The 16,136-nt window shown below is 66.0% G+C and carries 15 protein-coding genes and 1 pseudogene; 2 read left to right on the top strand and 14 right to left on the bottom strand.

The genetic code is table 11. The annotated features are described in order from the left end of the window. Positions 1-3: 3 nt before the first annotated feature. The gene (locus tag ABDW49_RS13580; protein WP_343612563.1) at positions 4-657 is read right to left on the bottom strand and encodes an HD domain-containing protein; all 654 of its coding nucleotides are present in this window, start codon (positions 655-657) and stop codon (positions 4-6) included. A 152-nt stretch (positions 658-809) separates the two neighbouring features. Here ABDW49_RS13580 and ABDW49_RS13575 point away from each other — a divergent pair, with 152 nt between their 5' ends. After that, entirely contained in the window at positions 810-1,778 is a 969-nt protein-coding gene (locus tag ABDW49_RS13575) for a GlxA family transcriptional regulator (RefSeq protein ID WP_343612562.1), read from the top strand. Positions 1,779-1,822: 44 nt separating this feature from the next. Here ABDW49_RS13575 and ABDW49_RS13570 read toward each other — a convergent pair whose 3' ends face one another. The 6 genes from ABDW49_RS13570 to ABDW49_RS13545 all read right to left on the bottom strand — a co-directional run bounded on the left by ABDW49_RS13570 (position 1,823) and on the right by ABDW49_RS13545 (position 8,466). After that, positions 1,823-4,807 (bottom strand): TonB-dependent receptor, encoded by a 2,985-nt coding sequence (locus tag ABDW49_RS13570; protein WP_343612561.1) that lies wholly within the window; start codon positions 4,805-4,807, stop codon positions 1,823-1,825. A gap of 91 nt (positions 4,808-4,898) precedes the next feature. Beyond that, complete coding sequence (locus ABDW49_RS13565; RefSeq protein WP_343612560.1) at positions 4,899-5,798, bottom strand: FecR domain-containing protein; 900 nt, start codon at positions 5,796-5,798, stop codon at positions 4,899-4,901. After that, positions 5,795-6,361 carry a sigma-70 family RNA polymerase sigma factor gene (locus ABDW49_RS13560; protein ID WP_343612559.1) on the bottom strand — a complete coding sequence of 189 codons (567 nt, stop codon included), beginning with the start codon at positions 6,359-6,361 and terminating at the stop codon, positions 5,795-5,797. The genes ABDW49_RS13565 and ABDW49_RS13560 overlap by 4 nt, the downstream gene beginning before the upstream one ends. A gap of 111 nt (positions 6,362-6,472) precedes the next feature. Next, complete coding sequence (locus ABDW49_RS13555; RefSeq protein ID WP_343612558.1) at positions 6,473-7,312, bottom strand: sigma-70 family RNA polymerase sigma factor; 840 nt, start codon at positions 7,310-7,312, stop codon at positions 6,473-6,475. After that, positions 7,303-7,755 (bottom strand): carboxymuconolactone decarboxylase family protein, encoded by a 453-nt coding sequence (locus tag ABDW49_RS13550; RefSeq protein ID WP_343612557.1) that lies wholly within the window; start codon positions 7,753-7,755, stop codon positions 7,303-7,305. The genes ABDW49_RS13555 and ABDW49_RS13550 overlap by 10 nt, the downstream gene beginning before the upstream one ends. Positions 7,756-7,830: 75 nt before the next feature. Then, complete coding sequence (locus ABDW49_RS13545) at positions 7,831-8,466, bottom strand: TetR family transcriptional regulator (RefSeq protein WP_343612556.1); 636 nt, start codon at positions 8,464-8,466, stop codon at positions 7,831-7,833. Positions 8,467-8,562: 96 nt separating this feature from the next. On the opposite strand from ABDW49_RS13545, the gene ABDW49_RS13540 reads away from it, so the two are divergent. Beyond that, positions 8,563-9,237 carry an O-methyltransferase gene (locus ABDW49_RS13540; RefSeq protein ID WP_343612555.1) on the top strand — a complete coding sequence of 225 codons (675 nt, stop codon included), beginning with the start codon at positions 8,563-8,565 and terminating at the stop codon, positions 9,235-9,237. A gap of 49 nt (positions 9,238-9,286) precedes the next feature. Here ABDW49_RS13540 and ABDW49_RS13535 read toward each other — a convergent pair whose 3' ends face one another. From ABDW49_RS13535 to ABDW49_RS13505, 7 genes and pseudogenes are all read right to left on the bottom strand, one after another. Then, a complete protein-coding gene (locus ABDW49_RS13535; RefSeq protein ID WP_343612554.1) occupies positions 9,287-10,285 on the bottom strand; it encodes an SMP-30/gluconolactonase/LRE family protein in 999 nt (332 codons plus the stop codon). A 192-nt stretch (positions 10,286-10,477) separates the two neighbouring features. Next, positions 10,478-11,332 (bottom strand): fumarylacetoacetate hydrolase family protein, encoded by an 855-nt coding sequence (locus ABDW49_RS13530; RefSeq protein ID WP_343612553.1) that lies wholly within the window; start codon positions 11,330-11,332, stop codon positions 10,478-10,480. A gap of 38 nt (positions 11,333-11,370) precedes the next feature. Further along, a pseudogene (locus ABDW49_RS13525) lies at positions 11,371-12,530 on the bottom strand (fumarylacetoacetate hydrolase family protein). Then, positions 12,514-13,575, bottom strand: a complete 1,062-nt coding sequence (locus tag ABDW49_RS13520; RefSeq protein ID WP_343612552.1) for an aldo/keto reductase — start codon at positions 13,573-13,575, stop codon at positions 12,514-12,516. The pseudogene ABDW49_RS13525 and the gene ABDW49_RS13520 overlap by 17 nt, the downstream one beginning before the upstream one ends. Positions 13,576-13,812: 237 nt before the next feature. Continuing rightward, entirely contained in the window at positions 13,813-14,943 is a 1,131-nt protein-coding gene (gene lldD, locus ABDW49_RS13515; RefSeq protein WP_343612551.1) for an FMN-dependent L-lactate dehydrogenase LldD, read from the bottom strand. Then, on the bottom strand, positions 14,940-15,290 hold the full coding sequence (locus ABDW49_RS13510) for an L-rhamnose mutarotase (RefSeq protein ID WP_343612550.1): 351 nt from the start codon (positions 15,288-15,290) through the stop codon (positions 14,940-14,942). The genes lldD and ABDW49_RS13510 overlap by 4 nt, the downstream gene beginning before the upstream one ends. A 15-nt stretch (positions 15,291-15,305) precedes the next feature. After that, positions 15,306-16,133, bottom strand: a complete 828-nt coding sequence (locus tag ABDW49_RS13505; RefSeq protein ID WP_343612549.1) for an amidohydrolase family protein — start codon at positions 16,131-16,133, stop codon at positions 15,306-15,308. Positions 16,134-16,136: the final 3 nt, after the last annotated feature.

Here is a 16,136-nt window from a genome sequence, read left to right as displayed (position 1 = left end):
CGATCAGCCGTGCCAGTGCGAGCAGCGGATCACCGAGCAGAAATTGCCCTTGTGGAAATGCGGTTCCTTGTCGGCGATCACATCGGCCTTCACATTGCCGAAGGTGGTGTCGGGCTTGTGCTTGATGCCGTCGTAGAAGGCCTGGATGATGTCTTCCTTGAAGGCGGGCGTGCGCGGGAAGGCGGCGACCACCGCCTCGCGGATGGCGTCGGGATACTGGTCATAGGTCAGGCCCAGCACATCCATCTCGACGCCCGCCGTGGTCAGCGCGATCACCGGATGCATGAATTCGGGCACGCCGGGCGTGGTGTGCAGGGCGATGCCGGTCCAAACCCGCTCGATGTCGGAAGGGTCGAGCCGGTGCGCGGTCAGGAAATCGCGCGCGGCATTGGCGCCGTCGACCTCGAAACGCAGATCGGCGCTGCTGTGCGAGGGCATCAGGCCGATGTCATGGAACATGGTCGCGGCATAGAGCAGTTCGGGGTTGAAGCTGAGGCCGCGCTGCTGCCCGGCCAGAGCGCCGAAGAAATAGACCCGGCTCGAATGGTTGAAGAGCAGTTCGGTTTCGGTGTCGCGGACGAACTCGGTGATGGCGCGGCACAGCGCGCTGTCGGGGATGGTGATGCCGTTGATGGGGGCGATGGTCTGGTCGGTCATGATGGGCCTTTCGGGATGGCGCGCGCGAAAGAGGCTTGCGTCTTGCCCGCTCCTGATCGCAACAAGGGGGGCGTGGCGGCAATCGAGGCTGACCGGCATAAACTGCCAACCATCCGCGATAAGCTGCCGATAGGGCAAAGGAGCGCAGATCCATGGCCAGACGGGCAATGGCGATCGTGATTTTCGAAGGGGTTCAGGCGCTCGATGTGGCCGGGCCGCTCGATGTCTTTGCGCAGGCCAATGGTTCTCTGCCGGAGGAGGACCGCTACGACTGCCTGCTGGTCGGCGCCGATACGCAGCCCCTGCGCTGCTCGAACGGCATGCGGATGAGCGCCGATCTCACCTATGATCAGGCGGCCCGCGTGTTCGACACGGTGCTGGTGGCGGGCGGGCCGGACCTGCCGCGCAACCCTGCCGATGAAGCCATGTCCGCTTGGCTGCGTGACTGGGGTGTGCGGGCGCGGCGCTATGGCTCGATCTGCAATGGCGCTTTTGCGCTGGGGCGGGCGGGGCTGCTGGACGGGCGCATCGTCACCACCCATTGGCTGACCTCGCAGCAGTTGGCGGCCGAATTTCCCGCCGCCCGCGTGGAGCACAACCGCATCCATGCGCGTGACGAGCGGCTGGTGACCTCCGCCGGGGTCACGGCGGGCATCGACCTCAGCCTCGCCCTTGTCGGGGAGGACCATGGGCCGGCGATCTCTCTGGCTTGCGCCAAGGCGCTGGTGGTGGTGGCACAGCGGCAGGGCGGGCAGTCGCAGTTCAGCCCCTTGCTGCTGCCGGTGAGCGATCCGGAAAGCCCGCTCGGCAAGGTCCAGGCCTATGTGATGGAGCATATCCGCGAGGCCTTCCCCGTCGAGCGGCTGGCCGGGATCGCGGGAGTCAGCGCGCGCAGCATCGCGCGGATCTTCGTGCGCGAGCTTGGCGTGACGCCGCATGACTATGTGGAGGGGGTGCGGCTCGATCAGGCGCGCAATCTGCTGGAATCGAGCGATCTGGCGCTCAAGGCCATCGCCTTCGATTGCGGCTTTGCCAGCCCCGATCAGATGCGCAATGCGTTCCAGCGAAGGCTGCATGTGACGCCGCTGCAGTATCGCGGCAGCTTCAAGGCGGCATCATAAAAACCTCCCCGCCGCGCCGATGCGCAGCGGGGAGTAGCGTTCGATCAGAACTCGGCGCTGAAGCCGAAGGTGAAGGTGCGGCCGCTGGTGGTGTAGACCTCCTTGCGGTTGGGCCCCACCGACTGGACGATGGGCTGGTTGGTCAGGTTGATGCCCTCCGCGATCAGGCGCATGCCGCGACGGATGTTCACATGGGCCTGGAAATCGACATTGTGGCTGCCCTCGATGGCGTCGCCCGAATTGTCGATCGCCGTGCCCGCGCCGATCAGATAGCGGCTGCGATAGGCGTCGGAAATGCGCGCCCCCCACAGCTTGTTCTCGTAATAGAGCGTCACGTTCGCCGCCCATTTCGACAGGTTGGGAAGCTGGATGACCTTGGGCACATTGCTGTAATAGGCGGTCTGGTGCCCATCGAACCAGGTGCCGTTGGCCACCATGCCCAGATGTTTGAGCGGCCCCGGCAGGAAGGTGAAGTCGTGCTGGAAGGCGGCCTCCAGCCCCTTGATGTTGGCGCCCGCGCCATTGACCGGCTGGCTGACGTCGAACAGCGTGTTGCCATCCTCACCCTGGATCAGCAGCGAGAGCGGCAGGCCGGTCTGGCTGTAGGGGATCTGCGTCGTGGCCGAGGAGATGAAGCTGTCCATATGCTTGTAGAAGAAGCCCAGCGAGGCGATGCCGCTCTGGTCCATGTAATATTCGACCGATCCTTCGATCGAGGTGGCCTTGTAGGGCTTGAGGAAAGGGTTGCCGAAGCTGGCGCTGCCGCCGTTGGGCCGCGTGGTGATCGATCCGGCCGCCGCCAGATCGCCCAGCGCGGGGCGGTTGACGTTGCGGCTGGCGCTCAGGCGCAGCACCAGCGCCTTGGTGACATCGAGCGCGACATTGGCGGCGGGCAGCCAGCCATTGCTGTTGTTGCGGATCGAGACCGGCACCAGCCCGCCCGTGGTCGCCAGATGGCCCGATGAGGTGAGGTCGGTCGAGTAGTAACGCAGGCCCGCATTGGCGCGCAGCCGCATGTCACCCAGCATCGTGTCGAGGTCGACCTGCGCAAAGCCCGCCCAGGTCTTTTCATCGACGCGATAGTCGCTGCCCGCCTGCAGATAGGAGGCGTTGAGATCGCGCGGATCGCCGATGTAATTGTACACGCCATCGACATTGCCGACGATGTACTGAATTTGCGTCTGGGGGGCGACGGTCTGCTTCAGATTGTTCGGAATGGCCACATCGTTGGGCACATTGTGGAAGACCTTGTTGTTGTACTGGTAGCCGCTGTTGGTGAAATGCTTGAACTCGCCGCCCGCCTTGAAGGTCAGCGTGTCGGAGAGCTTGTAGGCGCCATCCAGCTTGCCATTGGCATATTTGTTGGTGATGGCATTTTCCTGCGTGTCCAGCCGCTGCAGCGCCCAGTTGTTGGGATCGGTCAGATCCTTGCCATAGGTGTTGAAGGGGATGGTCGGGCGCGTGTCGAAGCTGAAGGCGGTGTTCTTCAGCTCCATGAACACCTTGTCGAACACCGGCTGGGCGAAGTCCGATTCCTCGTAACCGCCCAGCGCGTTGATGGTCAGGCGGTCGGTGACGTTCCAGCTCAGATTGGCCACGCCCTGATAGAAATTGGTGTGGTTCTCGATGACATGATGTTCGGAACGCTGGTCGATCCCGGTGTAGCTGGCCGCGCGGAGCGTGTTGGTGTTGTCGACCACCGCGCTCTGGATCACCTGCGTGCCGCCGATCGGGCTGCCGGTCAGCGCGTTGGTGCCGGCGCTGGCGATGGCATAGTCGTCGCGGTGGTCCCACAGGCGCCCATAGAGGAAATCGACGTCGAGCTTGAAATCCTTGCCGGGATGGTACTGCAGCGAGGAGGTGATGCCCAGACGCTTGCGATCGGTGTACCAGCTTGAGGGCGATTCCGCCGTCGGGGCCCAGACGCCATTGAGCAGCGCGCTGCGGGTGGCGGCATCGATGTTGGGGCCGATGTTGGCGGCGTTATATTTCGTCAGGCCCCAACCCCAGTTGCGGTAGCCGAACTCATTGCTGCGGATCTGGCTGTAGGCCACCGAGACCAGCGCGGCCAGATCGCCCCAGCGGTGCGAGGCCAGTCCCACCACGCGCGGCGTGACGCCGGTGGTGTTGGTGTTGGTCTGCCCCTTGGCCGAGACGATGAACTTGTCACCCACATCGAAGGGCTTGGCGCTGGTGAGCTGGACGGTGCCCGCGATGCCGCCTTCATCCTGCTCGGCGGAAAAGCTTTTCTGCACGGCTACGCGGCTGAACAGTTCCGAGGCGAAGAGGCTGTAGTCGAAGGAGCGCGAGCGGCTGACGCCCCCGCGGTTGTCCATGCCCGATGCGGTGTTGCCCAGCACCTCCATGCCGTTGAGCTGGGTGCGGGTGAAATCGGCGCCCAACCCGCGCAGCGCGATCTGGCGGCCTTCGCCACTGTCACGCGTGATGGTGATGCCCGCCACGCGCTGGAGCGATTCCGCAAGGTTGAGGTCGGGGAAGGCGGCAATGTCGGAGGCGACGATGTCATCCTCGGCGCCCACGGCGTGGCGCTTGAAATCCTGCGCCACGGTCAGGCTGTGGCGAAAGCCGGTGACGGTGATCTGCGGCGCGGCATCCGGGTCTTCGGGAGTGTCGGCGCTGGGGGCGGGCGCATCGTTGCGCGCCGCGACCAGTTGGACGGGGCGCGCATGGCTCGCCGCCGCGACCGGTGCGGGCTTGAGCACCGCGACGCCGTTCTGGAAGCTGGCGGTCAGGCCCGTGCCGCGCAGCAGATGGTCGAGCGCGTCGCGCGGCGCGAAACTGCCGCGCAGCCCGGCGGTATGGCGCCCGCTGACGGCCTTGGGCGCCACCACCACCTGCAGCCCGCTGGCCTGCGAGAATTGCGAGATCGCGCTGCGCAGATCGCCCGAGGCGATATCGTAGCGCACCTGCCCAGCGACATTTGTCTGCGCCGCACTGGCCTGCGCGCCGCCCGACATGCCGAGCACCGCCGCGAGGGCCAGCAGCGAAATTCCCCTGTTGCTCATCATCTGTCTTTCTCCGCTTCGACGCGCTTGCGTCCCGGAAGGAAGACGGAGAGCTAACCCATTCCGGACAAAAGAATTTTGTTGCAATACGGCGTCAATGGGATGACGTTTTTGTGTCATCGTCAGGCGTGGCAACGAGCCGCAGATTTTGCCCCTGATGCTCCAGCGTGAAGCCGTAAACGCTGCCGATGGCGCCCAGCAATTGCTCGCTGCTGTCGAGCTTGAAGCGCCCCGACAGCATCTGGTCGGCCAGCGCGGGCGGGGGCGGCAGGATCGCCGTGCCGCCACGCCGGTTGAGCGTCTCGACCAGATCGCCCAGCCGCATGTCGTCGGTGTCGAGCCAGTCCTGCCGCCAGTCCTGCTGCTTCGCATCGAAAGGCGTGGGATCGCTGGCGATGCCATTGGCGAGGCGCGAGCGCCAGCCCGCGCGCACCGTCACGCCCTGATCGGTGGCCCGATTGCCGAAGCGCACCGCGCCGCGATAGACCGCCAGCTTCACCTCGCGATGCGCCAGATCGATGTCGAAGGCGGTGCCCAGCACCTGCGTGCGCGATCCGCCCGCCTCGACGGTGAAGGGGCGCGTGGGCTGATGGGCGATGTCGAAATAGGCCTCGCCCTTTTGCAGCACGGCATGGCGCTGGTCCTTGCCCAGCGTGACGTCGAGGCTGGTCGCGCCATCGAGTTGCAAGGTCGAACCATCGGCCAGATGGACGCTGAGCTTCTGCCCACGCTGTGTTTCATAATGCTCGGTCGGAGGCGCTTCGGGCAGGATCCCGCCCTGCTGCCAGACGCCGACACCCACGGCCAGAGCGAGCGCGGCACTCACCCCGGCGGCCAGCTTGCGGCGGCGCGTTTCGCGCATCGCCCGGATATCCTCGTTGGACAGGCGCCCGAACGCGGCGGCCTGCGCCAGCGCCTCGCCCAGAGCGGGATCGTTCAGCGTGGCGTCTGCGCTTTGCATGTGGGGACGGGGCATGATGGCGCTTTTGCTCATGGCCGGGCTCCCCCCGGCAGGCCGCGCTTTTCCAGAGCGGCGCGCAGATCGGCAAGGGCGCGGGTGCAATGCTTCTCGATGGCCGCCACGCTCAGCCCCAGATCCTCGGCGATGGTCTGGCTGGCGATGCCGTCGAGGCGGCGGCGCAGAAAGACCTCGCGCCGCAGCGGCGGCATGATCCGTAGCGCGCCAACCAGAATTTCCACGCGCTGGCGGTAATCCAGCACGGTCTCGATGCGGGGCTGGGGGCAGGCGATCTCCTCGGTGACCTCCTGCGCCTCGGGCATGGCGCGGCGGGCGCGGAAATAGTCATGGACCAGATTGCGCGCCACCTTGAAGCAAAAGGCCCCGACATTGGCGACGCTGCGCTTCTGGCGGTAGTCATAGAGCCGCAGCCAGGTTTCCTGAACGATGTCCTCGCCATCGGCATGATGCCGCAGCCGCCCGCCGACGAACTGCAGCAGCGCCTGATGCAGATCGGCGTCATCGCGCTCGGCATGCTGCCCCATCGCGATCGAGGTGATCTCGTTCACTGTGCCGCGCTCCCCGAAGGAGGCGGGCATGTCTGCTGTGGCCCTGACACGGCTTTGCCCCCTGTTGCACTCCGTCTGGAGTCGCGAAGGAGCTAGTCGAGAACCGTGAAGCGCCGATGACAGTCGCCCGCAGGCCTGCCGTCAGGACAGATGCCCCAGCTTGTCGGGGTTGCGCATGACATAGATGGCGCGGATCAGCCCGTCCTCGATCAGCAGCGCCGTGGTCTGAAGCAGCCCGTCGGCCTCACGCGTCACAAAGCCGGGCAGGCCGTTGACGAAAGCATGGCGCACAAATTGCGAAGGCGCCGTACGCAGCCGCGCGATGGCGGCATGGGCGCGCAGCACCTCCTCCAGCCCATGGAGCACCCGCCCGGCGGCGGGGCGCTTGCCGCCGCCGTCGCTGTGGAAATGCACCTCCTGCGCCAGCAGCGCGCTGAGCGCCCCGACACCCTCGCCGCGCGAGGCCTGAAAGAAGGCCTCGGCGATGTCCATGCCGTGGTTGCGGTCGACGGCATAGCGGGGGCGTTCGCTGCGCACATGGCCCCGTGCCCTTGCGGCCAGTTGGCGGCAGGCGGCGGGATCGCGGTCGATGGCCTCGGCGATGGACTCGAAGCTCTCGCCGAAGACATCGTGAAGCAGAAAGGCCGCGCGCTCCAGAGGCGACAGCCGTTCCAGCGCCAGCATCAGTGGCAGGGTGACATCCTCCACCGGCTCATCCTCCACCAGCGGATCGGGCAGCCACGGGCCGGTGTAGGTCTCGCGCCGCACCCGCGCCGATTTCAGATGATCGAGGCACAGCCGCGTGACGATCCGCCGCAGAAAGGCGCCGGGCACCGCCACGCTGTCGCGGTCCGCTCCGGCCCAGCGCAGAAAGGCCTCCTGCACCACATCCTCGGCATCGCTGAGCGAGCCGAGCATGCGGTAGGCGGTGCGCATCAGCATGGGCCGATGCGCATCGAAACTGTCGTCGATCAGTGCCACCCCAGCTCCGGGGCATAGAGGTTGAAGCCCACTGCCAGACGGTTCCAGCCGTTGATGACATTGATGGCGAGGGTCAGTTGCACCTGTTCCTCGGGCGAGAACTGCTCGGTCAGGGCGGCATAGGTGGCTTCGGGCGCGCGCATGGTGGCAATTTGCGTCAGATGGTCGGTCCAGTCCAGCGCGGCGCGTTCGCGCGGGGTGTAGCAGGGGGCCTCATGCCAGGCCGCCAGCAGATGGAGGCGCTGCTCGGTCTCGCCCGCCTTGCGCGCGTCGGACGTGTGCATGTTGAGGCAATTGGCGCAGCCGTTGATCTGCGAGGCGCGGATCTTCACCAGTTCTAGCAGCGAGTGCTCCAGCCCGCTGTTGCCGATCTGGATCGAGATTGCATACCAGGCCTTCATCAGTTCGGGGGCGGCGGTGTAGGGATTGGTGCGGGGGGGCATGAGGGTGGTCCTTTCGTTCAAGCTGACCTCATGACGATCGGGCCGTGCCGCCTGTGACATGGCCCGCACATTTTTTTAAGATGGCCGCTCCAGCCTGACGAGATAGGCGCAGAGCATGTCGGCCAGCGCTGCCGAATAATGCTCGATCTCCTCGTCGGTTCTGAGCTCCTCGGAATAGCTGCTGCCGACGCCGGACAGGGTGCGTTCGATCAGATCCGCCACCATCGCCCGCTGCTTCGGGGGCGTCAGGGGCAGCGCCTCGTCGATAAAGGCGTGAAACAGGCGCGATCCCTCGGCGCGAGCCTCCCCGGCCTCCGGGGCGTCGCGATAGAGCGGCGCGGCATCGGCCAGCGCGAGGCGCACCTCGGCCTCCTCGCATTCGGAGCGGATGAAGGCGCTCACCAGATCGCGCAGCCGGGCCTGCGTGTCGCGGCTTTTGTCGCTGAGGATATTGCCCAGCATGGCGCTGGTGCGGCGCCATTCCTCGGCCTGCACGCGGAACAGGATCGCGGCCTTGTTGGGGAAATACTGGTAGATCGAACCGACGCTGACCCCGGCGCGCTCGGCGACTCTGGCGGTGGTGAAACGCTGTGCGCCCTCCTTGCGCAAAACCTGAACAGCGCCGTCCAGCACGGCCGAAACCAGATCGCTGGAGCGCGCCTGCTGAGGGTCTTTTCGCGAGGAAACTTGCGGTTTTCGGCGGTCTGCCATCGTCTCTCCGGGGGCTCTGCGGCCAATGCGATTAGCGAAGCTGACGAAGTAGTCGTATTCTCCACCCATCACAACAACCATGATGGGAACCCCCTGATGACGACCCTGACGACTGCCCCCGTTGCCCCTCTGCTCGACCTGCTGTTCGCCGTGGACAAGGAGGCCCACCCTGGCTCCGATCCCGAGGTCGCGGCCTATTGGAATGGCCTGAGCGCGCCCGAACGCAGCGCGTTGATGCAGAGCCGCACCGACTATGCCGATTTCTATGCCCGCCTGAAGAACCTGCCGCTGGCCGTCTCGCGTGAGACGGGCAATCTGCTCTACATGCTGGCGCGTTCGACCAGGGCCAGCACCATTGTCGAGTTCGGCACCTCCTTTGGCCTCTCGACGCTGTGCCTGGCCTCGGCGCTGCGCGACAATGGCGGCGGGCGGCTGATCACCAGCGAGTTCGAGGCCTCCAAGGTGGCCCGCGCCCGCCAGCATCTGGCCGATGGCGGCCTTGCCGATCTGGTCGAGTTCCGCGAGGGTGATGCGCTGGAAACGCTGGCGCACGATCTGCCCGCTGCGGTCGATCTGCTGCTGCTCGACGGGGCCAAGGGGCTCTATCTCGACATTCTGGCGCTGGTCGAGCCGGTGTTGCGCCCCGGCGCGCTGATCATCGCCGACAATGCCGATCATTGCCCGCCCTATCTCGCCAAGGTGCGTGGCGCGGAGGGCTATCTCTCGCTGCCCTTCTCGGATGAGGTCGAACTTTCGATCCGTTTGGGCTGATGATCCGCACTGGGGCGGCGCCTTCACAAGGCGCCGCCCCTGTGGCGTTTTACCGCCCGGCGATGCCCTGCGCCTTCACCCGCAAGCCATAGAGCGAGGTGCTGGCTGCCATCAACAGCAGCCGGCGGTCCGGCCCGCCAAAGGCCAGATTGGCGCAGCGTTCGGGCAGGGCGATGTGCCCGATCATCTTGCCCTTTGCGGGGTTGATGATCGCGACGCCATCCAGCCCCGTGCCGCCGCCCCAGCCGCACCACAGATTGCCCTGCGTATCGACGCGGAAACCATCGGCCAGCCCGGCGCCGCAGTCGAAGATGACCTGCCGGTTGGCGATGGCGGTGCCGCCCTTCACCACATCATAGCGCACCAGCAGGCGATGCGGCTGGGCGCGCGCCTCCACCACATAAAGCGCGCTTTCATTGGGCGAGAAGACCAGCCCGTTGGGCCCCGGAATATCGCCCATCAGCATGGTAACGGCCTGCGTCCGCGGATCGAGGCGATAGATCCGCCCGGTGGTGACCGGCGGCTGCATGCCCTCGGAGGGGGTGGGGCCGAAGGCGGGATCGGTGAACCAGATCGAGCCGTCCGATTTGCAGACGATATCGTTGGGGCTGTTGAAGCGCTGCCCCTCGAAACTGCTGGCCAGCGTGGTGATGGTGCCGTCCGGCTCGGTGCGGGTGATGCTGGCGGTGCGGTGCTGGCAGGTGACGAGGCGGCCCTGCCGGTCGATGGTGTTGCCATTGGCATTGTCGGCCGGCTTGCGGAAATCCGAGATGCCGCCGGTGGTCTGGTCCCAGCGGATCATACGGTTATTCTTGATGTCGCTGAAGATCAGCGATTTTTGCGCGGGCAGCCACACCGGCCCCTCGGCCCAGAGGAAGTCGCCACCGAGTTTCCTTGGCACCTTCTCATCGATCAGCGCGGCAAAGCTCGGGTCGAGCATCTGGATCGGTGAGGCGGGATCGCCTGCTGCCTTGAGGATGCCGGGCAAGGCGCTGCTCATGGCGAAACCGCCTGTCGCGGCCAGCATCGATCGTCGGGATAGGGGCATGGATTTGTCCTCTCCGGGGGGATGCGGTCCTGCACGGGGCCGCTCTTGTCGGGCAGGCTAGACCCATCCGGCGCCTTTCACCAAATCCGAGATGGCAAGGATCGATCCAGCCTGAGCATCGATCCGGGGCGGCATGAAAAACCCGGCAGGGACGCGCCTTGCCGGGTTCTTCCTTTCACGATGTCGAAAAGCTCAATCGCGCGACCATGCGACGAAATCCTGCCGCTGCTCGCCCAGCTTCTCGATGCCCAGCGTCACCACGTCACCGGCTTTGAGATACCAGGGCTCGGGCTTCTGGCCCAGACCCACGCCCGGCGGGGTGCCGGTGGTGATGATGTCGCCTGGCTCCAGCGTGGTGAACTGCGAGCAATAGGCGACGATCTCGGCCACCGAGAAGATCATCGTCTTGGTCGAACCGTTCTGCACCCGCTTGCCATTGACGTCGAGCCACATGGAGAGGTCCTGCGGATCGCCCACCTCATCGGCGGTGACCAGCCAGGGGCCGACGGGCCCGAAGGTGGGGAAGCCCTTGCCCTTGTCCCAGGTGCCGCCGCGCTCGGTCTGCCAGGCGCGTTCGGAGACGTCGTTGATGGTGCAATAGCCCGCCACATAGTCGAGCGCCTCATCCAGCTCGACATAGCTGGCGCGCTTGCCGATCACCACGCCCAGCTCGACCTCCCAGTCGGTCTTGAGCGAATCGCGCGGGATCGTCACCGGATCGTTGGCGCCCTGCAGGCAGTTGACCCATTTGTTGAAGACCACCGGCTCCTCGGGGATCGGCAGGTTCGATTCGGCGGCATGGTCGGCATAGTTGAGGCCGATGGCGATGAACTTGCCCACGCCCTTGACCGGCACGCCGTAACGCGGCTCACCCTCGGCCAGCGGCAGCGAGGCCGGATCGATGGCGGCCAGTTTCGCGAGGCCCTCGGCGCCGATCTCGGCACCGGTGAGGTCGGCGATATGGGCGGAGAGGTCGCGGATGCGGCCTTGGGCATCGACCAGACCGGGCTTTTCCTGGCCGACCGGGCCATAGCGGCAGAGTTTCATCGCTTGGGTTTCCTTGAACGTTGAGGGCTGGGAAAGGTTTAAAGCAGGCCGCGCCGGGCCAGATTGCGCATCAGATCGGCCACGCCAAAGGACCATGGCGGGCAATCGGAGCAGAGCGCGACGCGGTTTTCAAGCGTGCCGATGCCCGCCGCGCCGATCCGCACCACATCGCCGACCTTATGCGTGAAGCCTTGGCCCGGCTCGTCGCGGTCCTCCACGGGGGCGAACAGCGTGCCGGTGAAGAGCATGAAGCCATCGGGGTAGAAATGGTTGGCGTTGCGCGCCTGCGCCACAAGGTCGAGCGGGTCGCGGCTGATCTCGTCCATCCGGCTTTCGCCTTGCAGAAGGTAGCCATCTTCACCCTCGATCGAGAGCGAGAGTTTCGCCTGCCGGACCTGATCCATGCCGAATGTCGCATCGAACAGGCGGATAAAGGGCCCGATCGCGCAGGAGGCGTTGTTGTCCTTGGCCTTGCCCAGCAGCAGCGCCGAGCGGCCTTCGATATCGCGCAGATTGACGTCATTGCCCAAGGTGACGCCGCGCACGCGCCCCTTGCTGTCGACCGCCAGCACAATCTCGGGCTCGGGGTTGTTCCATTGCGAGGCGGCCAGAATGCCCACCGACGCACCCCAGCCGACCGCCGACATGGGCTGCGATTTGGTAAAGACCTCGGCATCCGGGCCGATGCCGACCTCGAGATATTGCGACCACAGGCCCTGTTGCTGAAGCGCGCTTTTGAATGCGCCGCCTCCGCCGAGCCGGGGACCAGCGCGGCAATGCTGTCGCCGATGATGGCGGCGATGCTGGTGCGGATCTGCTCGGCGCGGGCGGGGTCGCCTGCCGCGCGTTCCTCGATCACGCGCTCGATCATGCTGCGGGCGAAGGTGACGCCGCAGGCCTTGATCGCCTGCAGGTCGCAGGGGGCCAGCAGCCATGGGTGATCTGGGCTGCGCCCGGCCTCGCGGCTGTTGGCGGCGATGGCCTCCAGCGGGCCGAGGTCTTCGCCGGTCTGGGCCGCCAGCCATGCGACGGGATCGTCCCGTTCCAGCAGGTCGCGCATGGTGGGGGCCTGCTGGTTGGTCACATCGAACAGGTGGCCGTTGCGCAGATGGACAAGGCTGGGGCCCTGTCGGTCCGGGCGCCAGACCCTGCCGACCAGGGGAGCGGCAAGCGCCGCGGCATCAAGGATGGTGGTCATGGGTGAACTCCGGGCATGATCGACCAGCCGGGACCGGCGCATCGCTGCGGATGATCGCCTGATCGCGCAGATCCTGCCAGAAGGCGGCGGGAATGGGATACGTCGCCAGCCGCCCGGTATCGTGCATCCGCGCCGGGCTGGCAGTGCCGATCACGCTGGTCACCACGGCGGGGTGAGCGCCGGCGAATTGCAGCGCGGCGGCGGGCAGGGGGACGTTATGGGCGTCGCAGATGGCCTCGATCCGGCGGGTGCGTTCCAGAATCTCGGGCGAGGCGGGTTGATAGTCGTAATGCGGTGTGCCGCCGCCGCGCGTGCCGGTTGCCAGAATGCCCGAATTGAACACGCCCGCCGCGACGATGCCGGTGCCTCGCTTCAAACAGGCATCGAAGAAGCCGTCGAGCGGTGACTGGTCGAGCAGGCTGTAGCGCCCGGCCAGCATGAACAGGTCGAAGTCGGCATGGGCGAAGCTGGCTTCACAGACTGCCACCTCATTGACGCCAAGGCCAATGGCGCCGACCTGTCCGCCGCCGCGCAGCTCGTCGAGCGCGCGATAGCCGCCCTCCATGGCTGTATCGAACAGCGCGGGATTGGCATCGCCATGGGTGTAGGCGCCGATGTCATGCATATAGAGGATGTCGATGCGGCTCAGGCCAAGCCGCTGGATGCTGTGCTCGAAGGAGCGCATCACGCCATCGTAGCTGTAATCGAACAGTGGCTCGAAGGGCATGGGCGAGACAAAGCCGTGCCTTTCGGAGGCCCGCGCGATGGGCTGCAGCAAACGGCCGACCTTGGTGGAGAGGATGAAGTCGCCCCGGTCGCGTTCGCGCAGCCCGTCACCCATGCGCCTTTCGGCCAGGCCGAAGCCGTAGAAGGGCGCGGTGTCGTAATAGCGTACGCCCTCCGCCCATGCGGCATCGAGCGTGGCGCGCGATGCCGCCTCATCGATGGCCTTGTAAAGATTGCCCAGCCCCGAGGCGCCAAAGCCGAAAGGGGCGGCGGCCAGCGCGCGTTTGATCGCGGCAGCGTCGGGGGACATGAGGGTCATGCGCGGCGGCCTTCGCGGATGGTGGCGAGAGGGAATGGCGATGAGGCAAGCCGGCCGGGGCGAATCGTGCTGTGCTGCTGCCTTGACTGATCCACGCTTTTCTCCCGCCTTCAGATGTCTGGAATTTGACCTATCTGATATTTCTTTATCCATCAATGATAGATCAGTCGGGACTATCAAGATTGTTCCGCCAGCCTATGGCCATGCGGTCAGGCGCCACGGCGCCGTACATTTGCGTCACGCCAGAATCGAGCGGTCGATCTCGCCGATGCTGCGCGCGCCGGTCAGGGTCATGGCCACGCGCATTTCCTTCTCGATCAGGGTGAGCAACTGGGTCACCCCGGCCTCGCCGCCCGCCGCCATGGCATAGAGCCACGCCCGTCCCAGCAGCACGCCCTGCGCGCCCAGCGCCAGCATCCGCACCACATCCAGCCCCGATCGGACCCCGGAATCGGCCAGCACTGTCAGCCTGTCGCGCACCGCATCGGCAATCGCGGGCAGGGCGCGCGCCGAGGACAGCACACCGTCGAGTTGACGCCCGCCATGGTTGGAGACCACGATGCCATCCGCGCCGATGGCTGCGGCCTCGCGCGCATCTTCGGGATCGAGAATGCCCTTGATGATCAGCGGCCCATCCCATTCCGAGCGGATCCAGTCGAGATCTTGCCACGCGATCGAGGGATCGAAATTGCTCCCCAGCCAGCCGATATAGTCATTGAGCCCGCTGGCCTTGCCCAGCACCGGCTCCAGATTGCCCAGCCGATGCGGTCGCCCGTTGAGCCCCACATCCCACGCCCAGCGCGGATGAGTCACCGCCTGCATCACCCGCCGCGCGGGGGCATAAGGGCCGGACATGCCGGAATGGGCATCGCGATAGCGCGCGCCGGGCACGGGCATGTCGACGGTGAAGACTAGCGCCTTGGCCCCCTGTTCGCGCGCGGTGGCCAGCAGATCGCGCATAAAGGACCGGTCGCGGATCACATAAAGCTGGAACCAGTTGGGCCCCGGCGCGGCCTTGGTCACCTCGGTCAGCGAGCAGATCGACACGGTGGAGAGCGTGAAGGGCAGCCCGGCGCGATGCGCGGCGCGGGCGGCCTGAATTTCTCCGCGGCGGCGAAACATGCCGCCGATGCCGATGGGCCCCAGCACCACGGGCAGAGGCATCGCCGCGCCGAACAGGCTGGTCGAGAGGGTGATATCCTCCATGTTGCGCAGCACGCGCTGGCGCAGGGCGATGTCGCTCAGGTCGGCAACATTGCGGCGCAGCGTCTCCTCGGCATAGGCGCCGCCATCGGCATAGTGGAACAGAAAGGGCGGCAGGCGGCGCCGCGCGGCATCGCGAAAGTCGAGCGTCGAGGAGATGATCATGGGTGATCGCTCAGGCGGAAGATGCGCTGGGCGGGTATCCATGTACCGTCGGGCCCTGCAGCGGGTACCGGCTGCTGGAAGCGCTTCATCAGTTTGCCCCAGGCCTGCACATGCGGATCGGCGGCGTCGCTTGCGGCCTTGGCGGCCTCGGAGAAGCTGTCGTCGGCCTCGATCAGCATGAACATGCGGTTGCCTGCGCGATAGATCTCCATCTGCGTGATCCCGGCCACGCGGTGCGAGGCGATGATCTCGGACGGTGTGACGCCGGGCTGGTGCCAGCGTTCGTATTCGGCGATCAGCGCGGCATCATCGACCAGGTCGAGGGCGAGGCAAAGGCGTTGGGTCATGGCGCGATCCTGTCGTCAGAGGTCGTAGAAGCGAGTCGCGGCGCCGCGCATCAGGCTGGCGTGCTGCGCAGCATCGAGCGGTGCGGCAAGGCGCAGCGCATCGGCGATCCAGTCGGCATAGCTGTCGCCCGCATGCAGCAGCACGGGCCAGTCGCTGCCCCACATCAGCCGGTCGCCAAAGCAGGAGACCAGATGCTGCACATAGGGGCGCAGCGCCTCGGCGCTCTGGCCGGGTGCCTGCTCGGTACGCAGGCCCGAGAGTTTGCAGAAGATCGCCGGATTGGCGGCAAGCTGGGCGATATCGGCGCGCCATGGATCGAGGGTGCCGGTGGCAGCATGCGGCTTGGCGGCGTGATCGATGACGATTCGCAGCTCCGGCCAGCGTTGCGCCAACTGCGCGATCACCGGCAGATGGCGCGGCTGGATCAACGCGTCGAACCGCAGGCCATGGGTGATCATGCTTTCGATGGCGGGGGCGACGGTGTCGCTTAAAATCCATGCTGCATCCTCCATGCCCTGCAGCATGGGGCGCATGCCGCGCAATTTGTCATGGGTGGCCAGATGCTTGATCCGCTGTGGCGCATGGGGCGCGGCCATATCGACCCAGCCCACGACCGCCTTGATCAGCGGCTCGTCGCGGGCAAGGGCGAGCATCCAGTCGGTGTCGCGGTCGTCGGGCTGGGATTGCACCAGCACCGTGCCCGCCAGTTCGCAGCCCTGTGCCGTCGCCCGCAGATCATCGGGACCAAAATCGCGATGGATGCGCGGCCAGTCGGCATCGGGCCATTGGTGACCGGGATTATCGAGCTGCCAAAAGTGCTGATGCGAATCGATAATCCCCATAGG

Source organism: Novosphingobium sp., from assembly GCF_039595395.1.
GTDB lineage: Bacteria > Pseudomonadota > Alphaproteobacteria > Sphingomonadales > Sphingomonadaceae > Novosphingobium.
This window is presented reverse-complemented; position numbering and strand designations above follow the sequence as displayed.

Excerpts from the sequence above, each read along its gene's own strand:
- lldD (WP_343612551.1), bottom strand. The coding sequence starts at position 14,943 with ATGATCATCTCCTCGACGCTCGACTTTCGCGATGCCGCGCGGCGCCGC.
- ABDW49_RS13550 (WP_343612557.1), bottom strand. The coding sequence starts at position 7,755 with ATGCCCCCCCGCACCAATCCCTACACCGCCGCCCCCGAACTGATGAAG.
- ABDW49_RS13530 (WP_343612553.1), bottom strand. The coding sequence starts at position 11,332 with ATGAAACTCTGCCGCTATGGCCCGGTCGGCCAGGAAAAGCCCGGTCTG.
- ABDW49_RS13565 (WP_343612560.1), bottom strand. The coding sequence starts at position 5,798 with ATGAGCAAAAGCGCCATCATGCCCCGTCCCCACATGCAAAGCGCAGAC.
- ABDW49_RS13510 (WP_343612550.1), bottom strand. The coding sequence starts at position 15,290 with ATGACCCAACGCCTTTGCCTCGCCCTCGACCTGGTCGATGATGCCGCG.
- ABDW49_RS13580 (WP_343612563.1), bottom strand. The coding sequence starts at position 657 with ATGACCGACCAGACCATCGCCCCCATCAACGGCATCACCATCCCCGAC.
- ABDW49_RS13545 (WP_343612556.1), bottom strand. The coding sequence starts at position 8,466 with ATGGCAGACCGCCGAAAACCGCAAGTTTCCTCGCGAAAAGACCCTCAG.
- ABDW49_RS13535 (WP_343612554.1), bottom strand. The coding sequence starts at position 10,285 with ATGCCCCTATCCCGACGATCGATGCTGGCCGCGACAGGCGGTTTCGCC.
- ABDW49_RS13570 (WP_343612561.1), bottom strand. The coding sequence starts at position 4,807 with ATGATGAGCAACAGGGGAATTTCGCTGCTGGCCCTCGCGGCGGTGCTC.
- ABDW49_RS13560 (WP_343612559.1), bottom strand. The coding sequence starts at position 6,361 with ATGCCCGCCTCCTTCGGGGAGCGCGGCACAGTGAACGAGATCACCTCG.
- ABDW49_RS13505 (WP_343612549.1), bottom strand. The coding sequence starts at position 16,133 with ATGGGGATTATCGATTCGCATCAGCACTTTTGGCAGCTCGATAATCCC.
- ABDW49_RS13540 (WP_343612555.1), top strand. The coding sequence starts at position 8,563 with ATGACGACCCTGACGACTGCCCCCGTTGCCCCTCTGCTCGACCTGCTG.
- ABDW49_RS13520 (WP_343612552.1), bottom strand. The coding sequence starts at position 13,575 with ATGACCCTCATGTCCCCCGACGCTGCCGCGATCAAACGCGCGCTGGCC.
- ABDW49_RS13575 (WP_343612562.1), top strand. The coding sequence starts at position 810 with ATGGCCAGACGGGCAATGGCGATCGTGATTTTCGAAGGGGTTCAGGCG.